Annotated in this window: 22 protein-coding genes; 17 read left to right on the forward strand and 5 right to left on the reverse strand. The window is 40.7% G+C overall.

Annotated features, from left to right (window positions below; translation table 11 throughout):
* Window positions 1–113: 113 nt before the first annotated feature.
* The 15 genes from mraZ to WG905_RS00135 all read left to right on the forward strand — a co-directional run bounded on the left by mraZ (window position 114) and on the right by WG905_RS00135 (window position 17,511).
* Window positions 114–587, forward strand: coding sequence for a division/cell wall cluster transcriptional repressor MraZ (mraZ, locus tag WG905_RS00065; protein ID WP_339589638.1), 474 nt, complete (start codon window positions 114–116; stop codon window positions 585–587).
* Window positions 577–1,482 carry a 16S rRNA (cytosine(1402)-N(4))-methyltransferase RsmH gene (gene rsmH / locus WG905_RS00070; RefSeq protein ID WP_339589639.1) on the forward strand — a complete coding sequence of 302 codons (906 nt, stop codon included), beginning with the start codon at window positions 577–579 and terminating at the stop codon, window positions 1,480–1,482. Before mraZ ends, rsmH begins: the two co-directional genes overlap by 11 nt.
* Window positions 1,479–1,898 (forward strand): FtsL-like putative cell division protein, encoded by a 420-nt coding sequence (locus tag WG905_RS00075; protein ID WP_339589640.1) that lies wholly within the window; start codon window positions 1,479–1,481, stop codon window positions 1,896–1,898. The genes rsmH and WG905_RS00075 overlap by 4 nt, the downstream gene beginning before the upstream one ends.
* Window positions 1,888–3,984, forward strand: a complete 2,097-nt coding sequence (locus tag WG905_RS00080) for a penicillin-binding protein (RefSeq protein ID WP_339589641.1) — start codon at window positions 1,888–1,890, stop codon at window positions 3,982–3,984. Before WG905_RS00075 ends, WG905_RS00080 begins: the two co-directional genes overlap by 11 nt.
* 1 nt (window position 3,985) lies before the next feature.
* Window positions 3,986–5,443: a UDP-N-acetylmuramoyl-L-alanyl-D-glutamate--2,6-diaminopimelate ligase gene (locus WG905_RS00085; protein ID WP_339589642.1), complete on the forward strand. Its 1,458-nt coding sequence runs from the start codon at window positions 3,986–3,988 to the stop codon at window positions 5,441–5,443.
* Window positions 5,443–6,690, forward strand: a complete 1,248-nt coding sequence (gene mraY, locus WG905_RS00090) for a phospho-N-acetylmuramoyl-pentapeptide-transferase (protein ID WP_339589643.1) — start codon at window positions 5,443–5,445, stop codon at window positions 6,688–6,690. The genes WG905_RS00085 and mraY overlap by 1 nt, the downstream gene beginning before the upstream one ends.
* Entirely contained in the window at window positions 6,690–8,030 is a 1,341-nt protein-coding gene (gene murD, locus WG905_RS00095; RefSeq protein WP_339589644.1) for a UDP-N-acetylmuramoyl-L-alanine--D-glutamate ligase, read from the forward strand. The genes mraY and murD overlap by 1 nt, the downstream gene beginning before the upstream one ends.
* A 3-nt stretch (window positions 8,031–8,033) precedes the next feature.
* Window positions 8,034–9,197: an FtsW/RodA/SpoVE family cell cycle protein gene (locus WG905_RS00100; protein WP_339589645.1), complete on the forward strand. Its 1,164-nt coding sequence runs from the start codon at window positions 8,034–8,036 to the stop codon at window positions 9,195–9,197.
* Window positions 9,198–9,207: 10 nt separating this feature from the next.
* Complete coding sequence (gene murG, locus WG905_RS00105) at window positions 9,208–10,317, forward strand: undecaprenyldiphospho-muramoylpentapeptide beta-N-acetylglucosaminyltransferase (RefSeq protein WP_339589646.1); 1,110 nt, start codon at window positions 9,208–9,210, stop codon at window positions 10,315–10,317.
* Between the two features lie 2 nt (window positions 10,318–10,319).
* Window positions 10,320–11,669: a UDP-N-acetylmuramate--L-alanine ligase gene (gene murC / locus WG905_RS00110; protein WP_339589647.1), complete on the forward strand. Its 1,350-nt coding sequence runs from the start codon at window positions 10,320–10,322 to the stop codon at window positions 11,667–11,669.
* Window positions 11,662–12,555, forward strand: coding sequence for a cell division protein FtsQ/DivIB (locus tag WG905_RS00115; RefSeq protein ID WP_339589648.1), 894 nt, complete (start codon window positions 11,662–11,664; stop codon window positions 12,553–12,555). Before murC ends, WG905_RS00115 begins: the two co-directional genes overlap by 8 nt.
* Before the next feature lie 30 nt (window positions 12,556–12,585).
* Window positions 12,586–13,947 (forward strand): cell division protein FtsA, encoded by a 1,362-nt coding sequence (gene ftsA, locus WG905_RS00120; protein ID WP_339589649.1) that lies wholly within the window; start codon window positions 12,586–12,588, stop codon window positions 13,945–13,947.
* 130 nt (window positions 13,948–14,077) lie between these two features.
* Window positions 14,078–15,700 (forward strand): cell division protein FtsZ, encoded by a 1,623-nt coding sequence (ftsZ, locus tag WG905_RS00125; RefSeq protein WP_339590124.1) that lies wholly within the window; start codon window positions 14,078–14,080, stop codon window positions 15,698–15,700.
* Window positions 15,701–15,873: 173 nt separating this feature from the next.
* Window positions 15,874–17,112, forward strand: coding sequence for an aminotransferase class I/II-fold pyridoxal phosphate-dependent enzyme (locus WG905_RS00130; RefSeq protein WP_339589650.1), 1,239 nt, complete (start codon window positions 15,874–15,876; stop codon window positions 17,110–17,112).
* Between the two features lie 210 nt (window positions 17,113–17,322).
* Window positions 17,323–17,511: a histone H1 gene (locus WG905_RS00135; RefSeq protein ID WP_339589651.1), complete on the forward strand. Its 189-nt coding sequence runs from the start codon at window positions 17,323–17,325 to the stop codon at window positions 17,509–17,511.
* A 99-nt stretch (window positions 17,512–17,610) separates the two neighbouring features.
* On the opposite strand, the gene dapA is transcribed toward WG905_RS00135, so the two are convergent.
* From dapA to WG905_RS00150, 3 genes are read right to left on the reverse strand one after another with little or no spacing between them, the layout of a single operon-like run.
* Entirely contained in the window at window positions 17,611–18,516 is a 906-nt protein-coding gene (dapA, locus tag WG905_RS00140; RefSeq protein ID WP_339589652.1) for a 4-hydroxy-tetrahydrodipicolinate synthase, read from the reverse strand.
* 8 nt (window positions 18,517–18,524) lie between these two features.
* Window positions 18,525–20,537: an NAD-dependent DNA ligase LigA gene (gene ligA, locus WG905_RS00145; protein WP_339589653.1), complete on the reverse strand. Its 2,013-nt coding sequence runs from the start codon at window positions 20,535–20,537 to the stop codon at window positions 18,525–18,527.
* A 52-nt stretch (window positions 20,538–20,589) separates the two neighbouring features.
* On the reverse strand, window positions 20,590–21,261 hold the full coding sequence (locus WG905_RS00150; protein ID WP_339589654.1) for an ACP phosphodiesterase: 672 nt from the start codon (window positions 21,259–21,261) through the stop codon (window positions 20,590–20,592).
* 100 nt (window positions 21,262–21,361) lie between these two features.
* Between WG905_RS00150 and tyrS the strand changes: the two genes are divergently transcribed.
* Both tyrS and WG905_RS00160 read left to right on the forward strand, forming a co-directional pair.
* Entirely contained in the window at window positions 21,362–22,654 is a 1,293-nt protein-coding gene (gene tyrS / locus WG905_RS00155; protein ID WP_339589655.1) for a tyrosine--tRNA ligase, read from the forward strand.
* Between the two features lie 284 nt (window positions 22,655–22,938).
* Entirely contained in the window at window positions 22,939–23,922 is a 984-nt protein-coding gene (locus WG905_RS00160; RefSeq protein ID WP_339589656.1) for a DUF4097 family beta strand repeat-containing protein, read from the forward strand.
* A 19-nt stretch (window positions 23,923–23,941) separates the two neighbouring features.
* Here the strand turns inward: WG905_RS00160 and WG905_RS00165 are convergent, their stop codons facing one another.
* Together WG905_RS00165 and WG905_RS00170 are read right to left on the reverse strand one after the other, a co-directional pair.
* Window positions 23,942–24,922 (reverse strand): LuxE/PaaK family acyltransferase, encoded by a 981-nt coding sequence (locus WG905_RS00165; RefSeq protein WP_339589657.1) that lies wholly within the window; start codon window positions 24,920–24,922, stop codon window positions 23,942–23,944.
* A gap of 23 nt (window positions 24,923–24,945) precedes the next feature.
* Window positions 24,946–25,317, reverse strand: a complete 372-nt coding sequence (locus WG905_RS00170; RefSeq protein WP_339589658.1) for a hypothetical protein — start codon at window positions 25,315–25,317, stop codon at window positions 24,946–24,948.

Below are 25,317 nucleotides of genomic sequence, written 5' to 3' on the forward strand. Positions count from 1 at the left end.
TTTTCAAGAGATTTGAATAAAATAAATGTTGTTGAAAACTTTTTGTGGTAAAATGTGGTAAATAGTGGTGAAAGTGTGTAGTTTTACACTACATAAAAAGTGTACTTATAAAAATGGTTCAACTACTGGGAGAATTTGATTGTAAATTAGATGCGAAAGGCCGCTTGATGGTCCCTTCGAATCTTAAAAAACAATTGCCCAACGTTGAGCAGGAAGGTCTGGTCATTAACAGGGGTTTTGAGAAACACCTGGTGATTTATCCTAAAAAAGTATGGCAAGCGATTGTAGAGGATTTAAGTAAATTAAATGCCTATGAGCAGAAAACCAGGGAGTTTATCCGGTATTTTACCAGGGGTGCTACTGAATTGACCCTTGATGCGACTGGTCGTGTTAATTTACCAAAACCTTTACTGGAGTCTGTTGGGATTTCGATCAGTACAGAAATTGTCCTGGCTTGTCAGTTTGATAAAATTGAAGTTTGGCCAAAAGTGGCTTATGAAGCTTTGTTTAATCAGGAGCCGGAAAACTTTGCCAGTTTGGCGGAAGAAGTAATGGGAAATTTGAATAAAAGGGAAGATGGAAAATAATTACCACGTACCAGTGTTGCTGGAAGCATGCATGGAAGGCTTGAATATTAAGCCTGATGGCGTTTACGTGGATGTCACTTTTGGTGGTGGCGGACATTCAAGGGAGATTTTAAAAAGGTTAAACAAGGATGGTGTTTTGATCGCTTTTGATCAGGACCCGGATGCGCAAAGGAATAAAATTGATGATCCACGCTTTTTGTTTGTAGATCAGAATTTTGCTTTTTTAAAGAATAACCTGCGTTTGTTGGGTTTTAAGCAAGTGGATGGTATTCTCGCAGATCTTGGTGTCTCTTCGCATCAGTTTAATGAGCCGGAGCGTGGCTTTTCAACCCGATTTGAGTCTTCGTTGGATATGCGGATGGATAAACAGGGAGATCTGACTGCTGCTGATGTGATCAATAAATACCCTGAAGAAGAGCTGCATAAAATTTTTGGCATTTACGGGGAGGTAAAGAATGCTAAATCTTTAGCTAAAGCTGTCGTAACAGCGAGAATGAATGAACCTGTATTAACGTTAGCCGATTTTAAAAAAGCGATAGCTGCACACATTCCGAAAGGAAAAGAGAATAAATACATGGCGCAGGTATTCCAGGCCCTTCGCATTGAGGTGAATGGGGAAATTAAAGTGCTGGAAAGTTTTTTGGAGCAGACAGCCGATGTGTTGAAGCCGGGGGGAAGGCTGGTTGTAATTTCATACCATTCTCTGGAAGACAGACCAGTAAAGAACTTCCTTGCTAAAGGGAAATTTAAAGGCGAAGTAGAAAAAGATTTCTATGGTAACCAGCAGAAACCATTTGAGGTCATCACCCGAAAAGCGATTGTAGCCGAAGAGGAAGAGTTGGCCCGGAACAGCAGGGCGAGGAGTGCAAAATTAAGAATAGGGGAAAAGTTATGAACCGTTTCCTGAGAAAGAATATAGAAGAAGAGTTAGAACCGGAAGATGAGCCGCAGTTAAAGGTTAAAAAAGAAAAGGTTAAAGATCCGGAAAACGGGAATGGCTTTTTTAAAAAACTGTTTACTGAAGGTGTAGTCACCAAGGAAGCTGCAACAGAAATGTTGCCGTTTTTGTTGTTTTTATCCTTTTTATGTATGCTTTACATCGCCAATAGCCATATGGCGGTGAACAACATCAGGAAAATAGATAAATTAAGTAAAGAAGTAAAGGAATTGAGTTGGGAGTATAAGTCTTTAAAAGCTGATCTGATGTTTAAAAGTAAACTTACAGAGGTGGCTAAAAAGGTAGATACCTTAGGTATTAAAGAATTAACTGTACCGCCTAAAAAATTAATAGTAGGTAACGATGAACATTAGAGCTAACATATTATTGCGTGTTTATCTGTCTTTTGGACTGATAGTGCTGTTTGCCGTGGCGGTATTGGTCAGACTATGCGATGTACAGTTTGTAGAGGGAGATAAATGGCGTGCCATGGCCGATAGTCTCTCTACAAAGTACATTAATGTAGAGGCAGCTCGTGGTAATATTTATTCTAATGATGGAAGTTTACTGGCAACCTCGGTTCCCGAGTATGAATTGCGAATGGATGCCTTTGCGGGGGGGATACAGGACAGTTTGGTTTTTTACACTAAAGTTGATTCTTTGGCTTTACGTTTGTCACAATTCTTCAAAGATAAAACGCCAAAAGAATATGCTCGTTACTTGCGCACAGCCAGGCAAGACGGTGCCCGTTATTTATTGTTAAAAAGAAAAGTAAATTACCAGGATCTTAAAACTATACGTACATTTCCTTTATTTAATGTGGGGAAATATACAGGTGGTTTGATTGCCATACAACAGAATAAAAGAATCCTGCCCTTTCAGGACCTGGCAGCGAGAACCATAGGTTATAGAAATAAAAATGTTTCAAATGCTGTTGGTTTGGAAGGTGCTTACAGTGACTATATCAACGGGGAAACGGGCAAAAGATTGGTTCAGCGAATTGCCGGGGGCGTATGGATGCCTGTAAATGAAGAAGCGGAGATCGCACCTAAAGATGGTGCTGATATTATATCTACTATTGATATCAATATGCAGGACCTGGCACAAAATGCTTTGAAAAAACAGCTCATCGCCAGTGATGCCCATCATGGTTCCGTGATCTTGATGGAAGTTGCAACTGGGGAAGTGAGGGCTGTTGCCAATTACACGAGGGTATCGAAAGGTGAATATAAGGAAATGTTTAACTATGCCATTGCAGGAAATCAGGATCCAGGATCAACTTTTAAGCTGGCTTCATTCATGGCTTTATTGGAAGATAAAAAAGTGGATACCAGTACCTTGGTAAATACAGGGAATTACAGGGTTCGTGGGCATACCATCAAAGATTCTCACGGCAGTATCGGTGTGGTAACTGTAAAGAAATCCTTTGAGCAATCTTCAAATGCGGCTATAGCGGAAATGGTGAACACCCATTATCGTGATAATCCAAAGCAATTTACAGATCATTTGTATAACTGGCATCTTCATGAAAGACTTGGCCTTCAAATCCCTGGTGAGGCTAAGCCTGTGATCAAAAATCCTAAAAACAAAAGCTGGAATAAAAATCTGACCCTGGCTCAAATGGCTTATGGCTATGAAATGCAGATGACTCCATTAAATATGGTTGCTTTTTATAATGCAGTTGCTAATGATGGTAAATATGTTGCCCCCCTGTTTGTAAAAGAAATCCGGAGATTAGGAAATCCGATTGAACAATATAAAGCAAGGGTAGTCAATGAAAAGATTACTTCTGACGAAACTATACGTATCGCGCAGGATTTACTGGAAGGGGTGTTTACAAATGGTACGGGAAAAACCCTTGCTTCTCCACATTATAAGATCGCTGGTAAAACAGGAACCGCGCAAGTGGCTGATGCCAATAGGGGTTATAGGGCGAAGAGACAATACCAATCTTCCATCTGCGGTTATTTCCCTGCGGATAATCCTAAATATTCCTTAATCGTCACCATCAATGATCCTAAAGGTACTTATTATGCAGCCTTGGTTGCGGGTCCTCCATTCAGAGAAATTGCTGACAAGATCTATGCTAGTGACATGCAAATGTATAATGAGGTCGAAGATCGCCTGGTAGGAAATACAGTAAGTCCCGAGGCTAAAGCAGGGCAATCAAAAGACGTTAAAAAAGTTTATCGTGCTTTTGGCATAAAGAGTTTATACGCGGCAAAATCTGAGTATTTTAACAGCATCGACAGTAGTAATGGTGTCGTATACCAAGAATATAACCAGGTGAAGGGTGCAATGCCAAATGTAACCGGCATGGGCTTGAAAGATGCCCTATACCTGGTCGGTAATGCTGGTTTAAAAGCGAAAGTTGTAGGAAGCGGAAAAGTGGTAAGCCAATCTATTCCTCCGGGAAGTAAAATTGGAAAAGGCTTAGCTGTTCAAATAGAATTAAAATAAAATGCAGTTACAAGATATACTATATGGTGTAGCAATAACAAAACTGGTAGGGATTACCAACAGGGAAGTGAGTGCCTTAACTTTTGATTCCAGGCAAGTGGTTAAAGATTCAGTATTCTTTGCCATTAAAGGCTCCTTGTCTGATGGTCATGCTTACATCAATCAAACGGTTGATGCTGGTGCTGCTGTTGTTATATGTGAAGTAATGCCACAAACTTTTGATGATGCTGTTACCTATATACAGGTAGAAGATTCTCATGTGGCTTTGGGCAAAATGTCGGCTAATTTTTATGGCCATCCTTCTTCAAAATTAAAACTTATTGGAATAACCGGTACCAATGGTAAAACGACCATTGCCACCTTGTTATTTAAGCTGTTTAGGGAATTAGGTTATAAAGTAGGGCTCATCTCTACTGTACAAAACCAAATCAATGATGAGGTTATTCCTGCTACTCATACTACGCCAAACCCGATTGCTTTAAATGAGCTGTTGTATCAGATGGTGGAGACAGGATGTGACTTTTGTTTCATGGAAGTGAGTTCACATGCGGTAGCACAGCACAGAATAGAAGGGCTGGATTTTGCCGGCGGAGTTTTCTCTAACCTGACTCATGATCATCTGGATTTTCATAAAACATTTGATAATTACCTGAAGGCTAAGAAAGCTTTTTTTGACGTGTTGCCTAGAACAGCTTTTGCATTGGTCAATACAGACGACAAACATGGCGAGGTGATGCTTCAGAATACAAAGGCCTTGAAAAAGACTTATGCCTTAAAGCAGCTTGCTGATTTTAAAGCGAAGATCATCGAAAACAGATTCAGTGGCCTTAACCTTGAAATTGACCATGTAGACGTATTCTTTAAATTGGTTGGTTCCTTTAATGCTTACAATTTGCTGGCAGTGTATGGCACAGCCATGATGCTTGGTGAAGATAAGTTTAACGTACTGACGCTGTTAAGTAATCTGACAGGCGCAGAAGGAAGGTTTGATTATGTAAGCAATAAGCAGCATATCATTGGTATTGTTGATTATGCACATACCCCGGATGCTGTTCAGAATGTGCTGAGCACTATTCAGGATATCAGGAAAGGCACAGAACAGGTGATTACGATCATCGGTTGTGGGGGCGACAGAGACAAAACCAAACGCCCGGTGATGGCACAGGTAGCTTGCGACTGGAGTGATAAAGTGATTTTAACTTCAGATAATCCACGTACGGAAAATCCACAGACCATTGTAGAAGAGATGGAAGTTGGGGTGTCACCTACCAACAGGCGCAAGACTTTAACTATTGTTGACCGAAAGGAAGCTATAAAAACAGCTTGTCATTTAGCCAGACCAGGTGATATCATCTTGCTGGCAGGTAAAGGGCATGAGAAATACCAGGAGATCAATGGCGTAAAGTACCATTTTGATGATAAAGAAATATTAATGGAACAGTTAAACTTGATCAGCTAATGTTATATCACTTAATCGAATATTTACGTCATGATTACGACATTCCAGGTTTAAGGTTGTTTCAATACATTACCTTCAGGACTTCCCTTGCAATCATCATTTCGCTATTCATTACCACGGTATACGGCAGAAGGCTGATCAATTACCTCCAGAAGAAACAAGTAGGTGAAACGGTTAGGAATTTAGGATTAGAAGGACAAATGCAAAAACAGGGTACACCTACCATGGGCGGGCTGATTATCTTGCTGGGTATTTTAGTACCTACTTTATTACTGGCCAACCTGACAAATGTTTATGTAGTTCTTATGATCGTTACTACGGTTTGGATGGGGGCTGTAGGCTTTCTTGATGATTATATCAAAGTTTTTAAAAAGAATAAAGAAGGGCTTGCCGGTAAGTTTAAGGTGGTTGGACAAGTAGGACTGGGCTTAATTATTGGTTATACCATGTATTTCAACCCAAATATTGTGGTTAGGCAAACGGTCTCTGATACCGAGAAACCTGCTGCTACCGCACCAATTATTTTAAGAGAAAGAGCTGGGAATTATTATTATACCCAGGATGTGAAATCCACCAAAACCAATATTCCTTTTTATAAGAATAACGAGTTTGATTATGCCAAGGTCCTTAAATTTATGGGTAGCGGCTATGAAAAATATGCGTTGATCGTATTTCTTATTTGCGTAGTGATCATTGTAACCGGTGTATCTAATGGGGCTAATATAACAGATGGAATAGATGGACTGGCAACAGGAACATCCGCGATCATCGGGATTACCCTCGGATTGCTGGCTTATGTTTCCGGTAACACGGTCATTGCCGAATACCTCAATATCATGTATATCCCCAATTCGGGTGAATTGATGATTTTTGCCGGGGCTTTTGTGGGTGCCTGTGTGGGTTTTCTTTGGTACAACTCTTATCCGGCCCAGGTATTTATGGGTGATACCGGAAGTCTGGCCATAGGCGGTATCATCGCTGCTTTTGCCGTTATGATCAGAAAAGAGTGGCTCATACCAATTTTATGCGGTGTGTTTTTAATTGAAATCCTGTCGGTTATGATACAGGTGAGTTACTTTAAATATACCAAGAAGCGTTTTGGAGAAGGCAGACGTGTGTTCCTCATGTCGCCCTTGCATCACCATTACCAGAAAAAAGGATATCATGAATCTAAAATTGTGACGCGGTTTTGGATCATCAGCATTTTGCTGGCTATTATCACCATCATCACCTTAAAAGTAAGATAATGAAACAGCGAATCGTCATATTAGGAGGGGGAGAAAGTGGAGTAGGGGCAGCTATGCTTGCACAAAAGCAGGGCTATGATGTTTTCGTGTCTGATTTTGGCGCTATTTCTTCAAGCTATAAAGAAACGTTGGAGCGTTTAAATATTCCTTTTGAAGAACAGCAGCATACCACAGATTTGATCTTAAATGCAACTGAAGTGATCAAAAGCCCGGGCATACCTGTAACCGCACCGGTAATTCAACAGTTAAAACAGCAGGGCATCCCGGTAATTTCGGAAATTGAATTTGCAAGTCGTTATACCACAGCCAAAACTGTTTGCATCACAGGTTCTAATGGTAAAACGACGACCACCATGTTGACTTATTTTATCCTTAAAAATGCCGGCTTAAACGTTGGTCTTGCTGGAAATATAGGTAAAAGCTTTGCCGCACAGGTAGCAACAGAGAATTTCGATTGGTATGTGCTTGAAATATCAAGTTTTATGCTGGATGATATGTATGCTTTTAAAGCGGACATCGCTGTGCTTTTAAACATTACCCCCGATCACCTGGATCGTTATGACAACTCGATGGCGAATTATGCAGCGTCAAAGATGCGTATTGCTCAAAATCAAACTGCCACCGACTATTTTATTTATTGTGCTGATGATGAAGAAATTGTCAATGCTTTAAAAAATGTAAACATTGCGGCTACAAAATATCCTTTTTCAATTTTAAAAGAAGTAGAACAAGGCGCCTTTCTAACAGATGATAATCTTCAAATCAACATAAACCCTCATAACCCCTTTACCATGTCTATTACAGAATTAGCCTTACAAGGCAAGCATAATATCTACAATTCCATGGCATCTGGTATTGTAGCCAAAATTTTAGATATCCGGAATATAACGATTCGGGAGAGTATGAGGGACATGAGAAATATCGAGCACCGCCTCGAGCATGTGGCGAAAATCTCTGGTGTTGAGTATATCAACGATTCAAAAGCCACAAATGTTAACTCCACCTGGTATGCACTAGAAAGCATGTCGACCAAAGTGGTCCTTATTATGGGCGGAGTGGATAAAGGGAATGATTATAGTATGCTCAAAGACCTGGTGAAAGACAAAGTGAAGGCGATTGTATGTCTTGGGAAAAATAATAAACGAATTCATAAGGCCTTTGAAAATGATGTTGATATTATTGTCAACACCTTTTCAGCAAATGAAGCAGTGCAGGTGGCTTATCACTTGGCGAAAAAAGGTGATACAGTATTGTTATCGCCTGCCTGTGCAAGTTTTGATTTGTTTCAAAATTATGAGGATCGTGGTAACCAATTTAAAATAGCCGTTAAGGAATTATAAGATATGAAAGTTGTTAATGCAATATTAGAAAAAACCAAGGGTGATAGATGGATCTGGCTGATCATTATTCTATTGTCCTTGATTTCTATTCTTGCCGTTTATAGCGCAACAGGTATACTTGCCTATAAACACGGGGAAGCGGTTGAAAAGCTGCTCCTCACTAAACACCTTATTTTTGTGGTGCTGGGAATTGGTATGATTTATATTTCACATTTGCTGGACTATAAATATTATGCTGGTATTTCAAAGGTGCTCATGATTGTGACCATCCCATTATTGCTCTATACCCTCCTTTTCGGCGCTAGTTTGAACGATGCTTCCAGATGGGTAAAAATCCCAATTATTGGTTTAACCTTTCAAACTTCAGATTTAGCGAAACTGGCTTTGATTACGTTCTTAGCACGAATGCTCACCCGCAAACAAGAGAATATTAAGGATGTAAAGAAAGCATTTGCCCCTATTATGGGTTCCGTGCTGGCTGTATTTATCCTTATTGCCCTCGCCAATTTATCTACCGCCCTGATGCTTTTTGGGGTAAGTATTTTGTTGTTGATCATTGGGCGGATCAGCATCAAGCAGATCTCCATTGTGTGTGCCGGCGGATTTATACTTCTGCTGCTGGTGGTGTTTTTAGGGCCACGTCGGGATACCTATAAATCAAGGATCAATTCTTTCCTTCATCCGGAATTGCAGCACTCTGATAAAACGTACCAGTCAGACCAGGCAAAGATTGCCTTGGCAGCTGGCGGATTATTCGGTAAAGGCCCGGGAAATAGTATACAGCGTAATTACTTGCCACATCCATATTCGGATTTCATTTTTGCCATTATTGTAGAGGAATATGGGCTTGCTGGAGCACTGGTCGTCATTATTTTGTACTTGGTGCTGCTCTACCGCTGTGTGAGGATAGTCACCCAAAGCCCCAAGGCTTTTGGGGCGTTGCTTGCTGCGGGTTTAAGTTTTAGTTTAACCATCCAAGCATTTGCTAATATGGCTGTTGCTGTTGGTTTAGGCCCGGTAACAGGTGTTCCATTACCTTTAATCAGTATGGGGGGAACATCTATGATTTTTACAAGTATAGCCTTCGGAATAATTTTAAGTGTGAGCCGGGACGTAGAAGAAAACAATAAAAAAGTTATTGTAGGGGAAGTTCCTGCAATGGCATAAGATATAAAGAATGAGACCAACAAGAATAATAATTTCAGGCGGTGGTACTGGCGGACATATTTTTCCCGCCATTGCGATAGCGAATGCGCTAAAACGCAGGGAGCCCGGTTGTGAAATTTTATTTGTTGGTGCTGAAGGCAGAATGGAAATGGAAAAAGTTCCTGCTGCCGGTTATAAAATCGTCGGACTTAAAATCAGCGGCATCCAGCGTGGGTCGATATTAAAGAACCTTTCACTACCTTTTAAAGTCATTGGCAGTCTGCGTAAAGCCTTACAGCTGTTGTCGGAGTTTAAACCTCATGTGGTGGTGGGTGTAGGCGGTTATGCCTCAGGCCCGATTTTATTTGCAGCCTCTCTCAAGAATATTCCTTATTTAATACAGGAACAGAATTCTTATGCTGGTATTACCAATAAATGGCTTGGTAAAAAGGCCGATAAAATATGTGTTGCTTTTGATGACATGGATCAGTTTTTTCCTGCTTCTAAAATCATGAAAACTGGAAACCCTGTAAGACAGGAAGTGATCAATGTAACGGGTAAACATTTACTTGGTGCAGAGCTGTTGAAACTGGATCCATCCAAAAAAACTATTCTGGTAACAGGGGGCAGTTTAGGTGCTGGCACCTTAAATAAAAGCCTGGAAAAACATATCCAGGAAATTGTTGATCAGGATATACAACTGGTGTGGCAAACTGGAAAGTACTATTACACCGGGATCATTGAACGTTTAGGACTTGATTTTCACCCAAACGTGCGTATTCTCGAGTTTTTAAACAGGATGGATTTAGCTTATGCCACTGCCGATGTAATTATTTCCAGGGCTGGCGCAGGTACCATTGCAGAACTTTGCCTGGTTAAGAAACCAGTGATTCTTGTGCCTTCGCCTAATGTGGCCGAAGACCACCAGACAAAAAACGCCCTGGCTTTAGCAAAGAATAATGCGGCTATCATTGTTGCTGACCGTTCTGCGGAAGACACACTCGTAAGCACCGCGTTGGCACTGCTAAATGACGTAGATAGGTGTGAAGCGCTTTCTTTAAATATAGGGAAAATGGCCCTTCCGGAAGCGGATGAGCTCATCGCAACAGCAATTTTTAAACTCGTAGAAAAGAATAAATAAGCATGGAACTGAACGCAATTAGCAGGGTATATTTTGTCGGCATCGGAGGAATCGGAATGAGTGCACTTGCCCGTTACTTTGTGAAACGCGGTACGCTGGTGTATGGTTACGATAAAACCAGGACTAACCTGACTATTGCTTTGGAAAATGAGGGGATAGTGATCAATTACCTTGACGATGTAGCTGCTTTACCTGGTGACTTTCAGGAGAGCCACGAGGATACTTTAATTATTTATACGCCTGCTATTCCTAAAAATTCTGCCATACTTAATTATTTTAAGGGAAATGGCTTTGTATTTAAGAAAAGGTCTGAGGTGCTGGGCATCATCAGTCGCGGTCAGTTTTGTGTTGCTGTTGCGGGAACACATGGTAAAACAACTACTTCATCCATCATCGCTCACTTGTTAACGGATAGTGGTTATGGATGTACAGCATTTTTAGGCGGTATTGCCACCAATTACAACAGTAATTTCCTTATTGGAGATAATAATGTGGTGGTGGTTGAAGCGGACGAGTATGACCGTTCTTTTCTGACTTTAAATCCTGATATCTCGGTAATTACTTCTATGGATGCTGATCATCTCGATATTTATGGAGATGCCGCGCAATTACATGAATCTTTTCATCTTTTTGCTGGCCAGTTAAAGTCAGGTGGCACTCTCTTTGTAAAGAAAGACTTACCCATTGATGGAATAGCTTATGGTCTGAATGAAGCGGCTATAAACGGCAGAAACATTAGGGTTGTAGATGCCAACTTTATGTTTGACTTTCAATCAGAAGAGTTTGAGATAAAAGATCTTTGTTTGATGCTGCCTGGAAAACACAATGTGGAGAATGCAGTAGCAGCAATAGCGGTGGCTTTGAAACTTGGAATAGCCCCAGAAGAGATTAAAAAGGCGGTTGCCAGTTTTAAAGGGGTAAAAAGAAGATTTGAACATATTTTAAAAACACCGCGGCATATTTATATTGATGATTATGCTCATCATCCGGAAGAGTTAAGGGCTTGCTTTGATGCGGTAAGACAACTGTATCCTGATAAGAAATTAACTGTCCTGTTTCAGCCTCATTTGTTTACCCGCACACGAGATTTTGTAGAAGATTTTGCTGAGGTATTAAGTACAGCAGATGATTTGGTGCTGTTGGAAATTTATCCTGCACGTGAATTGCCGCTGGAAGGAATTACTTCTCAGTGGTTATTAGATAAAATTACATTAAATAGTAAGTCGCTTACCGACAAGGAAAGTATATTGGAAATTATAAAAAATAAACAACCTGAACTGCTGCTTACAGTTGGTGCAGGAGATATAGATACATTGATTCAACCGCTTAAACAAATGCTTGATCATGCTTAAAGGCGTTAACTGGAAGGCTATTTTTAAAGGGTGTGCCTGGGTAATATGCCTGGCAGGCGTGGTTGTGCTCATGAGTTTTATTGATGTGAAGAAACACGATCTAAAATGCACCAACGTTAAAATACTGATACCAGGTGCAGACAACTTTATAGAGAGAGAAGAAGTTGATGCTTTACTACTGCAGAGCCAGGGTACTTTAATCGGTCGCGACCTCCAGCAGATTAACCTCAATGAAATTGAGGAGAAAATGGAATCAAACCCATATATCGCAGCTGCTAAGATATATGCAGATATGGACGGGGTGATCCACATTGAAATCAAACAAAGACAGCCTGTGCTAAGGGTAATTAATGCCGGTGATCAGGACTTTTATATTGACAGGTTTGGATTGAAAATGCCTGTATCGGCAAATTTTACGGCTAACGTGTTGGTCGCTACTGGAAATATTGACGAACCGTTTAATGGCAGGCTTGATTCGCTATCTACTAAAAAAGGCCGGGACTTGTATAAAGCTGCATTTTATATAAAGGAGGATACCTTATGGCATGCCCAAATTGAGCAAATTTATGTGGATGAGCGTAAAGATATGGTGTTGATACCGCGTGTGGGTAACCAAAGGATTATTCTTGGTAATGCCGATTCTCTTGATGTTAAAATGAATAACCTCCTTGCTTTTTATAAAAAGGTAATGCCTAAAGTAGGCTGGGATACTTATAAAACAATAAATATAAAATATACGAACCAGGTGATTTGTGAAAGAATCAAACCTGATTCATCACTGCTGGTTCAACCTGGACTATTTAATAACAAGAAGCCTCCCCCGGTAAATAAGGCTTCAGATTCAATTGTTAAGAATGAAAAAACATTACCGGAAAAAACCAATTAAGATAAAACGCAGTATTCAAAATATAAAGTTATGGGCAAAGAAAAATCTACCATTCAGTCTCCAATCGTAGTCGGACTGGATATAGGCACTACAAAGATCTGTGTCATCGTGGGGCGCAGAACAACACACGGGAAGATTGAAGTATTAGGTATAGGGAAGGCAGAATCCGCTGGTGTAACACGCGGGGTAGTTTCTAATATCCAGAAAACAGTTCAGGGCATTACACATGCCGTGGAAGTAGCAAGCGGCCAGTCGAATGTGGAGATACGTGTGGTTAACGTTGGTATCGCTGGTCAGCATATCAAAAGTTTACAGCACCGTGGTATTTTGACCAGAAGAGAACTGACTAATGAAATTGCTAAGAAAGATATTGACAAATTAATTGATGATATGTTCAAACTGGTGATGCCCCCCGGTGAAGAAATCATCCATGTTTTGCCTCAGGAGTTTACCATTGACAATGAACCCGGAATAAAAGATCCGATTGGTATGGCGGGCGTTCGTTTGGAAGCGAATTTCCACATTATCTCTGGTCAGGTTACTGCCGTTAAAAACATCATGAGGTGTGTATCCAATGCCGGATTAACCACGCAGGAGCTGATTTTGGAGCCATTGGCTTCTTCAGAATCAGTGTTAAGTGAGGAAGAAAAAGAAGCTGGAATTGCCTTGGTTGATATTGGCGGTGGTACAACTGATATCGCTATTTTCCACGAAGGTATCATCCGTCATACGGCCGTGATTCCTTTCGGTGGTAACAGCATTACTGAAGATATCAGGGAGGGTTGCTCGGTGATGAGAAACCAGGCAGAATTGTTAAAAACAAGGTTCGGTTCTTCCCTTGCCGAAGAAAACAAAGAAAATGAAATCATCTGCGTGCCTGGCTTAAGAGGCAGGGAGCCCAAAGAGATTTCCGTGAAAAACTTAGCTTATGTGATCCAGGCCCGTATGGAAGAAATCATTGAGCATGTTTACTACGAAATTAAAGCTTCAGGGTACGAGAAAAAACTGATTGGTGGTGTGGTAATCACCGGTGGTGGTGCCTTATTAAAACACTTGGCACAATTAGTGGAATATGTTACCGGTTTAGATTGTCGTGTGGGTTATCCCAACGAGCATTTATCTAAGTTTGAGGACATGCCGAAAACCATATATGACGATTTAAAAAGTCCGATGTATGCAACCAGTGTGGGCTTATTGATCAAAGGAATCCAAAAAGCGGAAGAATTGATTGAAGAGATGAAACAGCCAGGTGTGTATGTTGAACAACAAAAGGAAGTTAAAGAAAAAGCAAAACGTAGCGGTACAGGTTTATTTGATAAGCTTTTGGCGAAGACAAAAGACTTTATTAAAGACGACATGAACGTAAGCGATGAAGATTATATAAAACCTTAGTAATTTTCCACAATTAGCGATTTCTCCACAATCTCAACATTTGTGGAAAACCCTTGTTAAAAAAGTGTTAATATTACATAGGGTAAATGAACAGGTAAGGCAAATTTATAAACAACTGATTCATAAAGATATGCAGTTCGAAATGTTAAAAGATAAGTCATCAATCATCAAAGTAATTGGTGTTGGTGGTGGTGGTGGTAATGCGGTAAACCATATGTACCGTCAGGGAATTTCCGGTGTGGACTTTATTATTTGTAATACAGACGCCCAGGCATTAGAGTTTAGTCCGATTCCGAATAAAGTTCAGTTAGGTGCAAGTCTGACTGAAGGAATGGGTGCTGGTTCTATGCCGGAAGTAGGAAAAAACTCTGCAATTGAAAATATAGAAGATATCAAACAAATGTTGGGTAGTACAACAAAAATGTTGTTTATCACGGCAGGAATGGGTGGAGGTACCGGTACCGGTGCAAGTCCGATTATTGCCCAGGCCGCTAAAGAACTTGATATACTCACTGTAGCGATTATAACAACTCCTTTTTCATTTGAAGGTAAACGCCGGAAAATGCAGGCCGAAGATGGCCTGGATGAGTTGAAAAAATATGTTGATTCTTACCTGGTTATTTCTAACGATCGACTTCGGGAGATTTTTGGTAATTTAACCTTAGGTTCAGCTTTTGCACAGGCAGATGATATTTTGACAACTGCCGCTAAAGGTATTGCAGAGATCATTACCGTACCTGGCTATATTAACGTGGATTTTAAAGACGTGCGTACCGTGATGAAAGACAGTGGTGTTTGCATCATGGGTAGTTTCGCATGTGATGGTGAAGACCGCGCAATGAATGCCGTGGAAGGTGCTTTAGCCTCACCGTTGTTAAAAGACAATGAAATTGAAGGTGCAAGGTACATATTGCTGAACATCAGTTCTGGATTGCGTGAGGTAACGATGGATGAAGTAGCTATTATTACTGACTATATTCAGGATAAAGCGGGTCTATCTGCTGATTTAATCTGGGGTAATTGCATTGACGAAAACCTTGAAGATAAAATATCAGTGACCATCATTGCTACTGGTTTCCAAACGATGGAGCAGCGTGTTCACGAAAAAAAGAATGTAAAGAAGATTTCTTTACTGACGCCTGAAGAGGCACCACTGGTAAAACCGGTGGAGGCAGTGAATACCTTCATCACGCCAAAGCAGGACGTTTATTCGAATGAGCCTGTTTTGAAGGCTACAGAAGAAAAACAACCAGATCTTTTTGCTGACATGTTTAATAACAATAAGCCTAAGAAATCTGAAGAGCCTGAAAATATTATCAGACATACACTTGTAGAGGAAGAAACACCAGAACCTGATCCTGAAACAGGGTATGAGTTTGAAATTAAGCTTGCAGAAACTGATTATGTGTTCGAAACTCCGGTAGCTAATTTTGGATCGGTTCCAACCGCCCATAATGAGTCCAAACCTGAGCCAGGACTGGATGATGACAAAAGCGATGAATCCATTGAAGATCAGCTGAAGAAATCTAAAGAAAGAATATTAAGGTTGAAAGACCTGAGCATGAAACTGCGTACAACCAATGGTTTGCAGGAATTAGAAAATGAGCCTGCTTATAAGCGCAAGCAAATGCAATTACAACAGGTTCAGCATTCATCAGAATCTCAGGTGTCCCGATTTACTTTAAGTAATGATGAAGATGGCACTACCGAGATAAGACCCAACAACTCATTTTTACATGATAATGTTGATTAAAATACAATACTAATTAGGCAGGAGGCTGCATCATAAGACCAATAACTTATGATGCAGCCTCTTTGTTATATAGGCCAGGTTAATAAAAATTACCGGGCGTGCTGTTCCCTGTTGTATATCAGTGATAAAACCTTAAATTTGCAAAAAATAAGTTTACTTAATAACATATAAAATTGGATATTTTTGAAAAGATAGCGAACCATATGGGCCCACTTGGGCAACATCAAAAATGGTCGCATGGCTATTTCTCTTTCCCAAAACTAGAAGGTGAAATTGCACCTCATATGAATTTCCGCGGAAAAGAACATTTAGTGTGGAGTTTAAATAATTATCTTGGTTTAGCTAACCACCCTGAAGTTAGAAAAGCAGATCAGGATGGCGCAGCTGAATTTGGAATGGCATACCCTATGGGTGCCCGCATGATGTCTGGTAACACCAAATATCATGAACAACTGGAGCAAGAGCTGGCTTCTTTTGTTGGCAAGCCCGATGCTTTTTTATTAAATTACGGTTACCAGGGGATGGTGTCTATTATCGACTGTCTGGTAGATCGTAATGATGTAATTGTATATGATGCAGAATGTCATGCCTGTATTATTGATGGCTTAAGATTGCACATGGGCAAACGTTTCGTTTATAAGCACAACGATATCGACAGTGTCCGTAAACAATTGGAGCGTGCAACAAAATTAGTTGAACAAAGTGGGGGCGGTATCCTTCTCATTACAGAAGGTGTTTTTGGAATGTCCGGTGCCCAGGGTAAGTTGAAAGAGCTTATTGACTTAAAAAAAGATTTTAACTTCAGGTTGCTGATCGATGATGCACATGGTTTTGGTACCATGGGTGAAACCGGTGCAGGAACACATGAAGCACAAAACTGCATTGAAGGTGTAGATATTTACTTCGCTACTTTTGCGAAATCTATGGCTGGTATTGGTGCTTTTGTTGCCGCTTCAGAACAAATTACTAACTTCTTCCGGTATAACATGCGTTCTCAGACCTTCGCTAAGGCATTACCAATGCCAATGGTGATTGGGTTATTAAAGCGCCTGGAACTGCTTAAAAGCAAGCCAGAGCTTAGAGAGAATTTATGGAAGATAGCCGGAGCCCTGCAAAGTGGTTTAAGAGCACGGGGCTTTGATATTGGCATCACCAATACAGTAGTTACCCCAGTGTTTTTAAAAGGAGAGTTATTGGAAGCCACTGCGCTAACCATGGACCTGCGTGAGAATTACAGCATATTTTGCTCCATCGTAGTTTATCCGGTTATCCCTAAAGGACTGATTGAACTTCGCCTGATTCCTACCGCGGTACATACATTGGAAGATGTAGAACGGACCCTTGAAGCGTTTAGTGCGATTTCGGAACGATTAAATAACGGATACTATAAAGATAATAAGTTTGAAGTTTAACTTATATTTAATTGTTGAAAACGGCCTTCAATGCATTTGAAGGCCGTTTTTTGTTTTATACCGGATTTTTAATTAAAACTTATTATTGTGAAATAGCACGGTAAAGTGCTTTTAAAGGCCTTTTTTTATGGTGAAAAATTTTTTTATTAGAATAAACATCCTATTTTAGTAACAGTATTAACCTATAACCAATAAACCAAAAGAATTAAAATGGCAAAGATCGAGAAATTTAATGAACTTAAGGACCTGATCAATGGTCTGGAAGCAGATGCTGACAAGTTTTATAATAAAGCGAACAGCGCTGCTGGTACAAGAGTGAGAAAAGGGCTTCAAGATGTTAAAAATCTTGCTCAAACTATCCGTTTAGAAATTCAGGCTGCAAAAAACAAAGAAGCGTAACATATAACATACGTGTCTTTAACGGGTAAGAAAAACAAGAGCCTGTATCATTTGGCGATACAGGCTCTCTTTTTTTGTCTATATGGCTGGCAGAAATATTTATCCGTTCACCTGCTGAAATTGAGATGCACCAATTTTTTCAATCTCTTTGATGATGAGCTGCTCCAGGTTAGTGGTTGCACTTACTAAAGGTAATCTTACCTCAGCGCCACATACACCAAGGTATTTAAGCGCCGCTTTAACCCCCGAAGGGTTTCCTTCAGCAAACATTAAACGTGTAAATTCTATCAATTTTAAATGTACCGGTGCTGCGGCCTTGAAATTACCAGCCAGGCATAACCTGATCATGTCTGAAAATTGCTGTGGCAAAGCATTACCAATAACAGAAATCACACCTACAGCTCCCATGGATATCATCGGCAGGGCAGCAGGATCATCACCAGATATTAACATAAAATCCTTTGGCTTGTCGCGCAGAATCTGACTAAACTGGTCGAAGCTAGCCGAAGCCTCCTTGGTGCCTATGATGTTCTTAAAATCATGGGCTAGTCTGCATGTTGTTTCCGGACTTACATTACTCGCTGTTCTTCCGGGAACATTATATAAAAATAAAGGCAAGGGACTCGTTTCGCTTAACGCTTTATAGTGCTGATAAATACCCTCCTGGCTTGGTTTATTATAATACGGACTGGCAGACAGAATCGCATCATAGCCTGTAGTTTCGAAACTTTTAATATCCTGAATAAGCTCTGCTGTATTGTTGCCGCCTATGCCCGCAACCAATGGCAAACGGCCGTTGTTAACCTCCGCTGTAAATTCCCAGATCTTCTTCTTTTCGTCCTTATTGAGTGTTGATGCTTCTCCTGTGGTTCCTAAAGATACCAGGTATTCTACCTTACCGTCTATCAGGTAATTGATTAGGTTTTTTAACCCTTCAAAATCTACCGACCCATTTGCATTAAAAGGTGTTACTATCGCAACACCAGTTCCATGAAATTTTTTCATTTTTTTATTTATTTCAACATCTCTAATAATTCGTCCGCTGAGATCAGTGGAACATTCAGTTTCTGTGCTTTTTCCAGTTTTGAAGGTCCCATATTGTCACCTGCAACAAGATAATGGAGTTTAGCAGAAATACTGCTGAGTATTTTCCCTCCATTGCTTTCAATCAGGGCTTTTAACTCTTCCCTGTTGAATTTTTCGAAAACCCCCGAAATTACGAATGTTTTTCCAGTAAATTTATCACTTTCTAGTGTAATTTCAATTTCTTTTGCTTCAAATTGTAAACCATGGCTTTTTAAAAGCTCAATTTGTTGTAAATGTTCCGGCTTACTGAAGTATTCCCTGATGCTTTCCGCTATCCGCTGACCTATTTCATCAATGGCCACCAGTTCTTCCAAAGACGCCGTGGCCAGCCTTTCCATATTTTTTGTGGCTATGGCCAGTTTCCTCGCTACAGTTTCACCAACATAGCGGATACCCAGGCCGAACAGTACTTTTTCAAAAGGCATCTGTTTAGATAATTCAATACCTTTTAACATATTATCAATGGACTTCTCCCCAAAACGGGCGATGGTTTTCAGCTCCACCGCTTTGTCCTTTAAAGTATAAAGATCACTGATATGCCTGATCAAGCCTTTCTGGTAAAAAGTTTCAATCGTTTCATCACCCAGTCCATCAATATTCATGGCCTTCCTGCTAATGAAGTGTTGTATTTTACCCACGATCTGTGGTGGACAACCTTCGTCATTCGGACAATAAAAAGCGACTTCCCCATCTTTCCTGATTAAGGCGCTGCCACATTCCGGACAAATGACCGGATAAATGACTTTCTCTGCTGCAGCCTGCCTTTTTTCGAGGTTAACATTAATTATTTTGGGGATGATTTCTCCCCCTTTTTCCACAAATACACTGTCGCCCACATGTAAATCCAGTCTTTCAATTTCGTTGGCATTATGTAAGGTAGCCCTTTTTACAGTTGTACCTGCCAATAGCACAGGTTTCAAATTTGCTACAGGGGTTACTGCACCTGTTCTGCCCACCTGGTAAGTCACCTTTTCAAGGATGGTTTCCACTTCCTCCGCTTTAAATTTATACGAAATGGCCCATCGCGGAGATTTAGCAGTAAATCCTAATTCCTCCTGCTGCGCATAACTGTTTACTTTCAACACTATCCCGTCGATATCATAACTCAGCTTGAAACGTTCAGTTTCCCATTTTTTGATAAAAGCGATAACTTCTGTAATCGTCGGTGCAAGTATACTGTGTTCGCTGATGTGGAAACCCCAGGATTTTAAAGTTTGCAAACTCTCCCAATGTGTTCTGAAATACGTTTTATCCGTATGCAGGGAATATAAAAAGCAATCCAAAGGCCTTTTGGCCACCTCTCTTGAATCCTGCATTTTAATGGTGCCGGCAGCAAAATTTCTTGGGTTGGCATAAGCAAGTTCACCCAATTCTTCCCTATCCTTATTTAGCCGTTCAAAAGCGGTACGGTGCATGAATATTTCTCCCCTTAGTTCAAAAAGTTCCGGCGCCGCATTGGTTTTTAGGTGATGGGGGATGTTACTGATGGTCTTTACGTTGCAGGTTACATCATCACCTCTTCTTCCATCGCCGCGGGTTACTGCACGAACCAGTTTGTTTTGTTCGTAAGTAAGACTGATGGATAAGCCATCAAATTTCAGTTCACATACATATTCAAAATTATCCCCGATCGATCTTTTGATCCGGTCATCAAAATCAAGTAAATCCTGTTCATTATAGGTATTGCCCAAAGAAAGCATGGGCCATTTATGGTCTACGGTGACAAAGCTTTTGGTAATTTCTCCGCCAACTTTTAAGGTTGGCGAATCAGGGTCCGCAAATTCTGGATACTGCTGCTCCAGTTTGCTCAGCTCCTCTAGTTTTTTATCAAACTCATAATCTGCAATGGTAGGCATTGCAAGAACATAATAGTTATACGAATGCTGGTTAAGCTCCTTAACCAAAGCATCCATTGTATCTTTTATAGCTGAAATTGACATAAATGCGAAGGTACAAAAAGATGGCGATCATGAGGATGCACAATTGTGACCATTATAATTTCTTTTCAATCTCCTTGAAAATGCTCATATATTCAGGCTCAATGGAGTTTCTGTAAACAATTAAACAGTCGGTAAGCTGGTTGATTTGTGCATCTGTGAACGGGTCATTCCACAACCGCATGCAAATGCGGTTAAGGGCATAAGAAATGTTTTCTATCTTTTGATAACTGAGCAAATAGCGGCTGGAGATGAAGCCGTTTAAAAAATTAAAAAACAAATCCAGGTCATTAATGCCGGCCTTTAGTAAAAAAGATTCCAGACATGAGGTATTGGCGCGGTGTAAATGTTCGTAAAAGCGGTTGATGTTTACCAGGCCCCGGGTGGTCAAGAGGTGGTCTAACACCAACTCCAGTCCGATATGTGCTAAAAAGAAAGGCTTTACAGGACCGGTGTGCAAGGCAGGCATCAGCAGCTGCTTTAAAATAGCTGTTTGGGTAATAAAAAAATCTGAACAATGAAACAAACGGTCTACCTCTAAATGCCTGTTCCATCCCTTTAAAATCGATGCCTCACCAGGGTGATTTAAAAATAGATGCGCTTCTTTTTGTGGATTCAGGTTCCAGTCTTTATGCGCATTTTTGATAAAATCAGGCAATACCACCCCAATGATCAGATGACAATCTGATTCCTGCTTCTCGAAATAATAATGGGATAAAAAGTTCATTGCATTAAAAATACTTAATTTCTTTGTAAATTTTGGATATCGCGGTTTCAATTTTACCTGATCCCGTAGCTTTTCCTATATTTGCGGCAAAAGGATAAAGATGACCAATTTTGTTGAAGAGTTACGTTGGAGAGGGATGTTACATGATATCATGCCCAATACAGAAGAGAAATTAAATGAAGGTATGACTGCCGGTTATATCGGATTTGACCCTACCGCAGACTCTCTACATGTTGGCCATTTAACCCAGATCATGACGCTGATACATTTTCAACGTGCTGGCCATAAGCCTTTTGCATTGGTTGGTGGTGCTACCGGAATGGTGGGTGATCCCTCAGGTAAATCTGACGAAAGAAACCTGCTGACCGAGGAGATTCTGGCTAAAAACCTGCAGGGTCTTAAAGACCAGTTGAGCCGCTTTTTAAATTTTGGTGATACTGGAAATGATGCTGTAATGGTGAATAATGCCGATTGGCTGAAAGATTACCATTTTCTTGATTTTATCAGGGATATTGGTAAACACATTACCGTAAATTATATGATGGCCAAAGACAGCGTTAAAAAACGTTTGGAAGGGGATGGTGGTGCTGGTTTATCATTTACAGAATTCTGTTACCAGTTGATACAGGGTTATGATTTTTACTACCTGTGGAAAAATCACAACTGTATGTTACAGATGGGTGGATCAGACCAGTGGGGGAATATTGTTACCGGCACCGAGCTGATCCGTAGAAAAGACAGTGGAACTGCTTATGCGATTACCACACAACTGATCAAAAAAGCTGATGGTACAAAATTCGGAAAAACAGAGAGCGGCGCTGTGTGGCTTGATGCTGCTAAAACATCGCCTTATAAATTTTACCAGTTCTGGTTAAATGCTTCTGATGATGATGTAAAAAAATGGATCAGGATTTTCACTTTAAAAACCAGAGAAGAAATTGAAGCCTTAGAAATACAGCACGATGCTGCCCCGCATTTGCGCATCTTGCAAAAATCCCTTGCCGAGGATATTACCATTAAAGTTCATTCTGAAGAAGCGCTGGAAACAGCCATAAAAACTTCTGAATTTTTATTCGGTAACGGATCACTGGAATTCTTCGCTACCTTAAATAATGAGCAGGTGATGGAAATCTTTGAAGGGATCCCTCAATACCAGGTTGCCAAAGCGGACCTTGCAAATGGTCTTGATGCGTCGACATTACTGGCAGAGCAAACCAAAATTTTCGCCTCCAAAGGGGAAGCTAAAAAATTAATCCAGGGGGGTGGAGTATCACTTAATAAAGAAAAAATTAAAGATGGCTCTACGGTTTTTAATGCAGCAAACCTGCTCAATAACCGGTTTCTTATCGTACAGAAAGGAAAGAAAAACTACTTTTTGATCATTGCTGATTAAACTTTAAAATAACCTCAACTCCATAGCGGAAATCATTTATGGCAAATTTTGGCACTCAGGCATTTCGATGAACTGAGTGCTAGGCTATTTTCATGTTTAATAGGGCGTTGGTTAAGGGTTGGTAGGGCATTGGTAGGGCCTAAGTAGGGCAATTAGCCCTAACAATGCCCTGCCAATGCCCTGGGGAAGCCCGGTAAAGGGTTTGTGAAATATATTGTTATTTTAATTAAATTCATTTGTTTCAGGTCAGGCTGTTGTTTATCTTTATGTAAACAATTCTCACCATGAAGCCAATTCTACTACTTTTATTGCTGGTAAATTTCAGCATTGCAGTTCATGCTCAATTCAATACCGAGAAGGATCCCTATTTAACACAATCTCTAAAGGGGAAATCTATCAACAAGGTAAATGCGCGAACCTCTGGGGGCAGCATCACCGTTACCTCGGTTCAATCAGGTGAACCCAGGCTCGAAGTTTATGTGAGGCCATCCGGGAATACAAACAGCCGTTTAAGTAGGGAAGAGCTTCGCAAGAAACTGGAAGAAGATTATGATTTGAAAATAGCGGTGACTAACCAGGTGTTGAATGTAACCGCAAAACCTAAAGGCAGTTTCAACTGGAAAAGACAACTGAGCATTTCCTACAGAATATATGTTCCTCAAAATGTATCCACGGAGCTCAATACCAGCGGTGGAAGCATCAGCTTATCCGGTTTAACAGGGAGCCAGGATTTTACGACCAGTGGTGGCAGTTTACACATCAATCAGCTAAAGGGAGAAGTTAATGGCAGAACATCCGGTGGTAGTATACACGCTGAAAACAGCAGTGGCACGATTTCACTCAGCACTTCCGGTGGTTCGCTAAAGCTTAACGGTTTGCAGGGAACAGTCAATGCCACAACAAGTGGCGGAAGTATCAATGGCAGTGATATCAAAGGAGAACTGATCACCAGCACTTCTGGCGGTAGTGTTAATTTAAGTGGACTAAGCTGCAGCCTTGAAACATCTACGAGTGGGGGCAGCATGAATATATCCATCAAAGAGCTCGGCAAGTACGTTAGTGTAAGCAGTGCCGGTGGAAATATCAATGTTGAAATTCCGGGCGACAAAGGGTTAAACCTGAAGGTGGATGGCGATCGTTTAAAAGTTGGTCCGTTAAAAAACTTCAATGGTCAGAATGACCAGCGCAGCATCCATGGAACATTAAATGGTGGCGGCATCCCGGTGAAGGTTCATGGCAACAGCGGCGTAACGGTGGTGTTCCTTTAAACTTAAGTACCAGCAAGTGTTACTGTACCAGTAAATTACAGCCCCGGATATCAGCATGGTCAAAACGTCCCAGGACTTCAAATGAGCCATCAGGATGAAGCCTTCCTAAATCCTGCGTGGCGATAAAAGAACAGGAATTGATATTGGCTAGGTCAATCACATTGATCCCGCCGGTTTGCTTGTTTTTCAGTAAACTTAATGGATCATTGGTATCTCTGAGTACCACTTTCATCCATGGAGGGCAATTGAATATTCCTTCCCCGGCCGAGTAAGCCTGGGATAGCAACTCCGTCATTCCGTATTCGCTATGAATAGCCGAAACACCAAAGCCCCCTTTCAATACTTCATGCAGCTCTTCCCTGACCATTTCTTTCCTTTTTCCTTTCATGCCACCAGTTTCCATCACAATAAGTTCAGGGAAATTCAAGGGAAAGGCCTCCAGAAAATCAAGTAGCGCGTAGGTAACACCAATCAAAATTGTTTTTTGTCCGGCCAACTGCAATTGTTGCAAGGTTTTGTACAGCTCCTCGTAATTGTGCAGGAAATAACCGCTCTCCGGGTGTTTGCTTTGCTTTAACAAGGCATCAACCATGTAGATCAATGAAGATCCGTCTCTTTCCAGGTAAGAGGGAAGCAGAGCCAATAAACAGGTGTCTTCAATATTTCCGTAAAACTGCGCAAAGGTTTTATTGAAGCTATCTTCATAAACCTTTACATCCGTTACCAGGTGTTTACTTTGCACCATGCCGGTGGTACCTGAACTACTGAAAACAATTTCCGGTTTACGGTTATCGCTCAGCACCTCATGGGTCTTGAAAAATGAAATCGGTAAATAGGGGATAGCCTCAACCTGGTTAATCCTGGCAGGTTCAATTCCCAAATGGTACAGATAAGATTTATAAACGGCACAATTTTCCGCCTGCTGCTTAAATATAGCGACAGCCTGTGCCTCAAAAGCCGCTACGCTGTTGATAGTAAAAATTTCATTGATTGCATTCACCCGGTAAAAATACGCAACTAGATTTAGTTTGAGGGTTGCAATTCTTTTTTAATAATGCTTTTTCTTAACAGGGCTTTGCGGAAATGATAACCACAAAAGCCACTGATTGCAGCCACAAAACCACCCATGATACCACTTAAGAGCAATATCGGGATCCATGATTTTACCATCATCATTTCGCCCACCCTTGTGGCCAACACATGGTCGTTCGGAATACTTTTAAATAACGCCATGCCTATCCACAGTAATAATATCGCTAAAAAAGGCGACCAGAGTGCAATTTTGGCGGTTTTGCTAAATAAACCGCACACAGCAAAAGAGATGATCACGATTGCCCACCATGGAGCGATAAACTGCAAAACAAAGGAAGCAATTAAAATAATAAGGAAAACCAT

The organism is Pedobacter immunditicola, from assembly GCF_037482985.1.
Taxonomy (GTDB): Bacteria; Bacteroidota; Bacteroidia; order Sphingobacteriales; family Sphingobacteriaceae; genus Pedobacter; species Pedobacter immunditicola.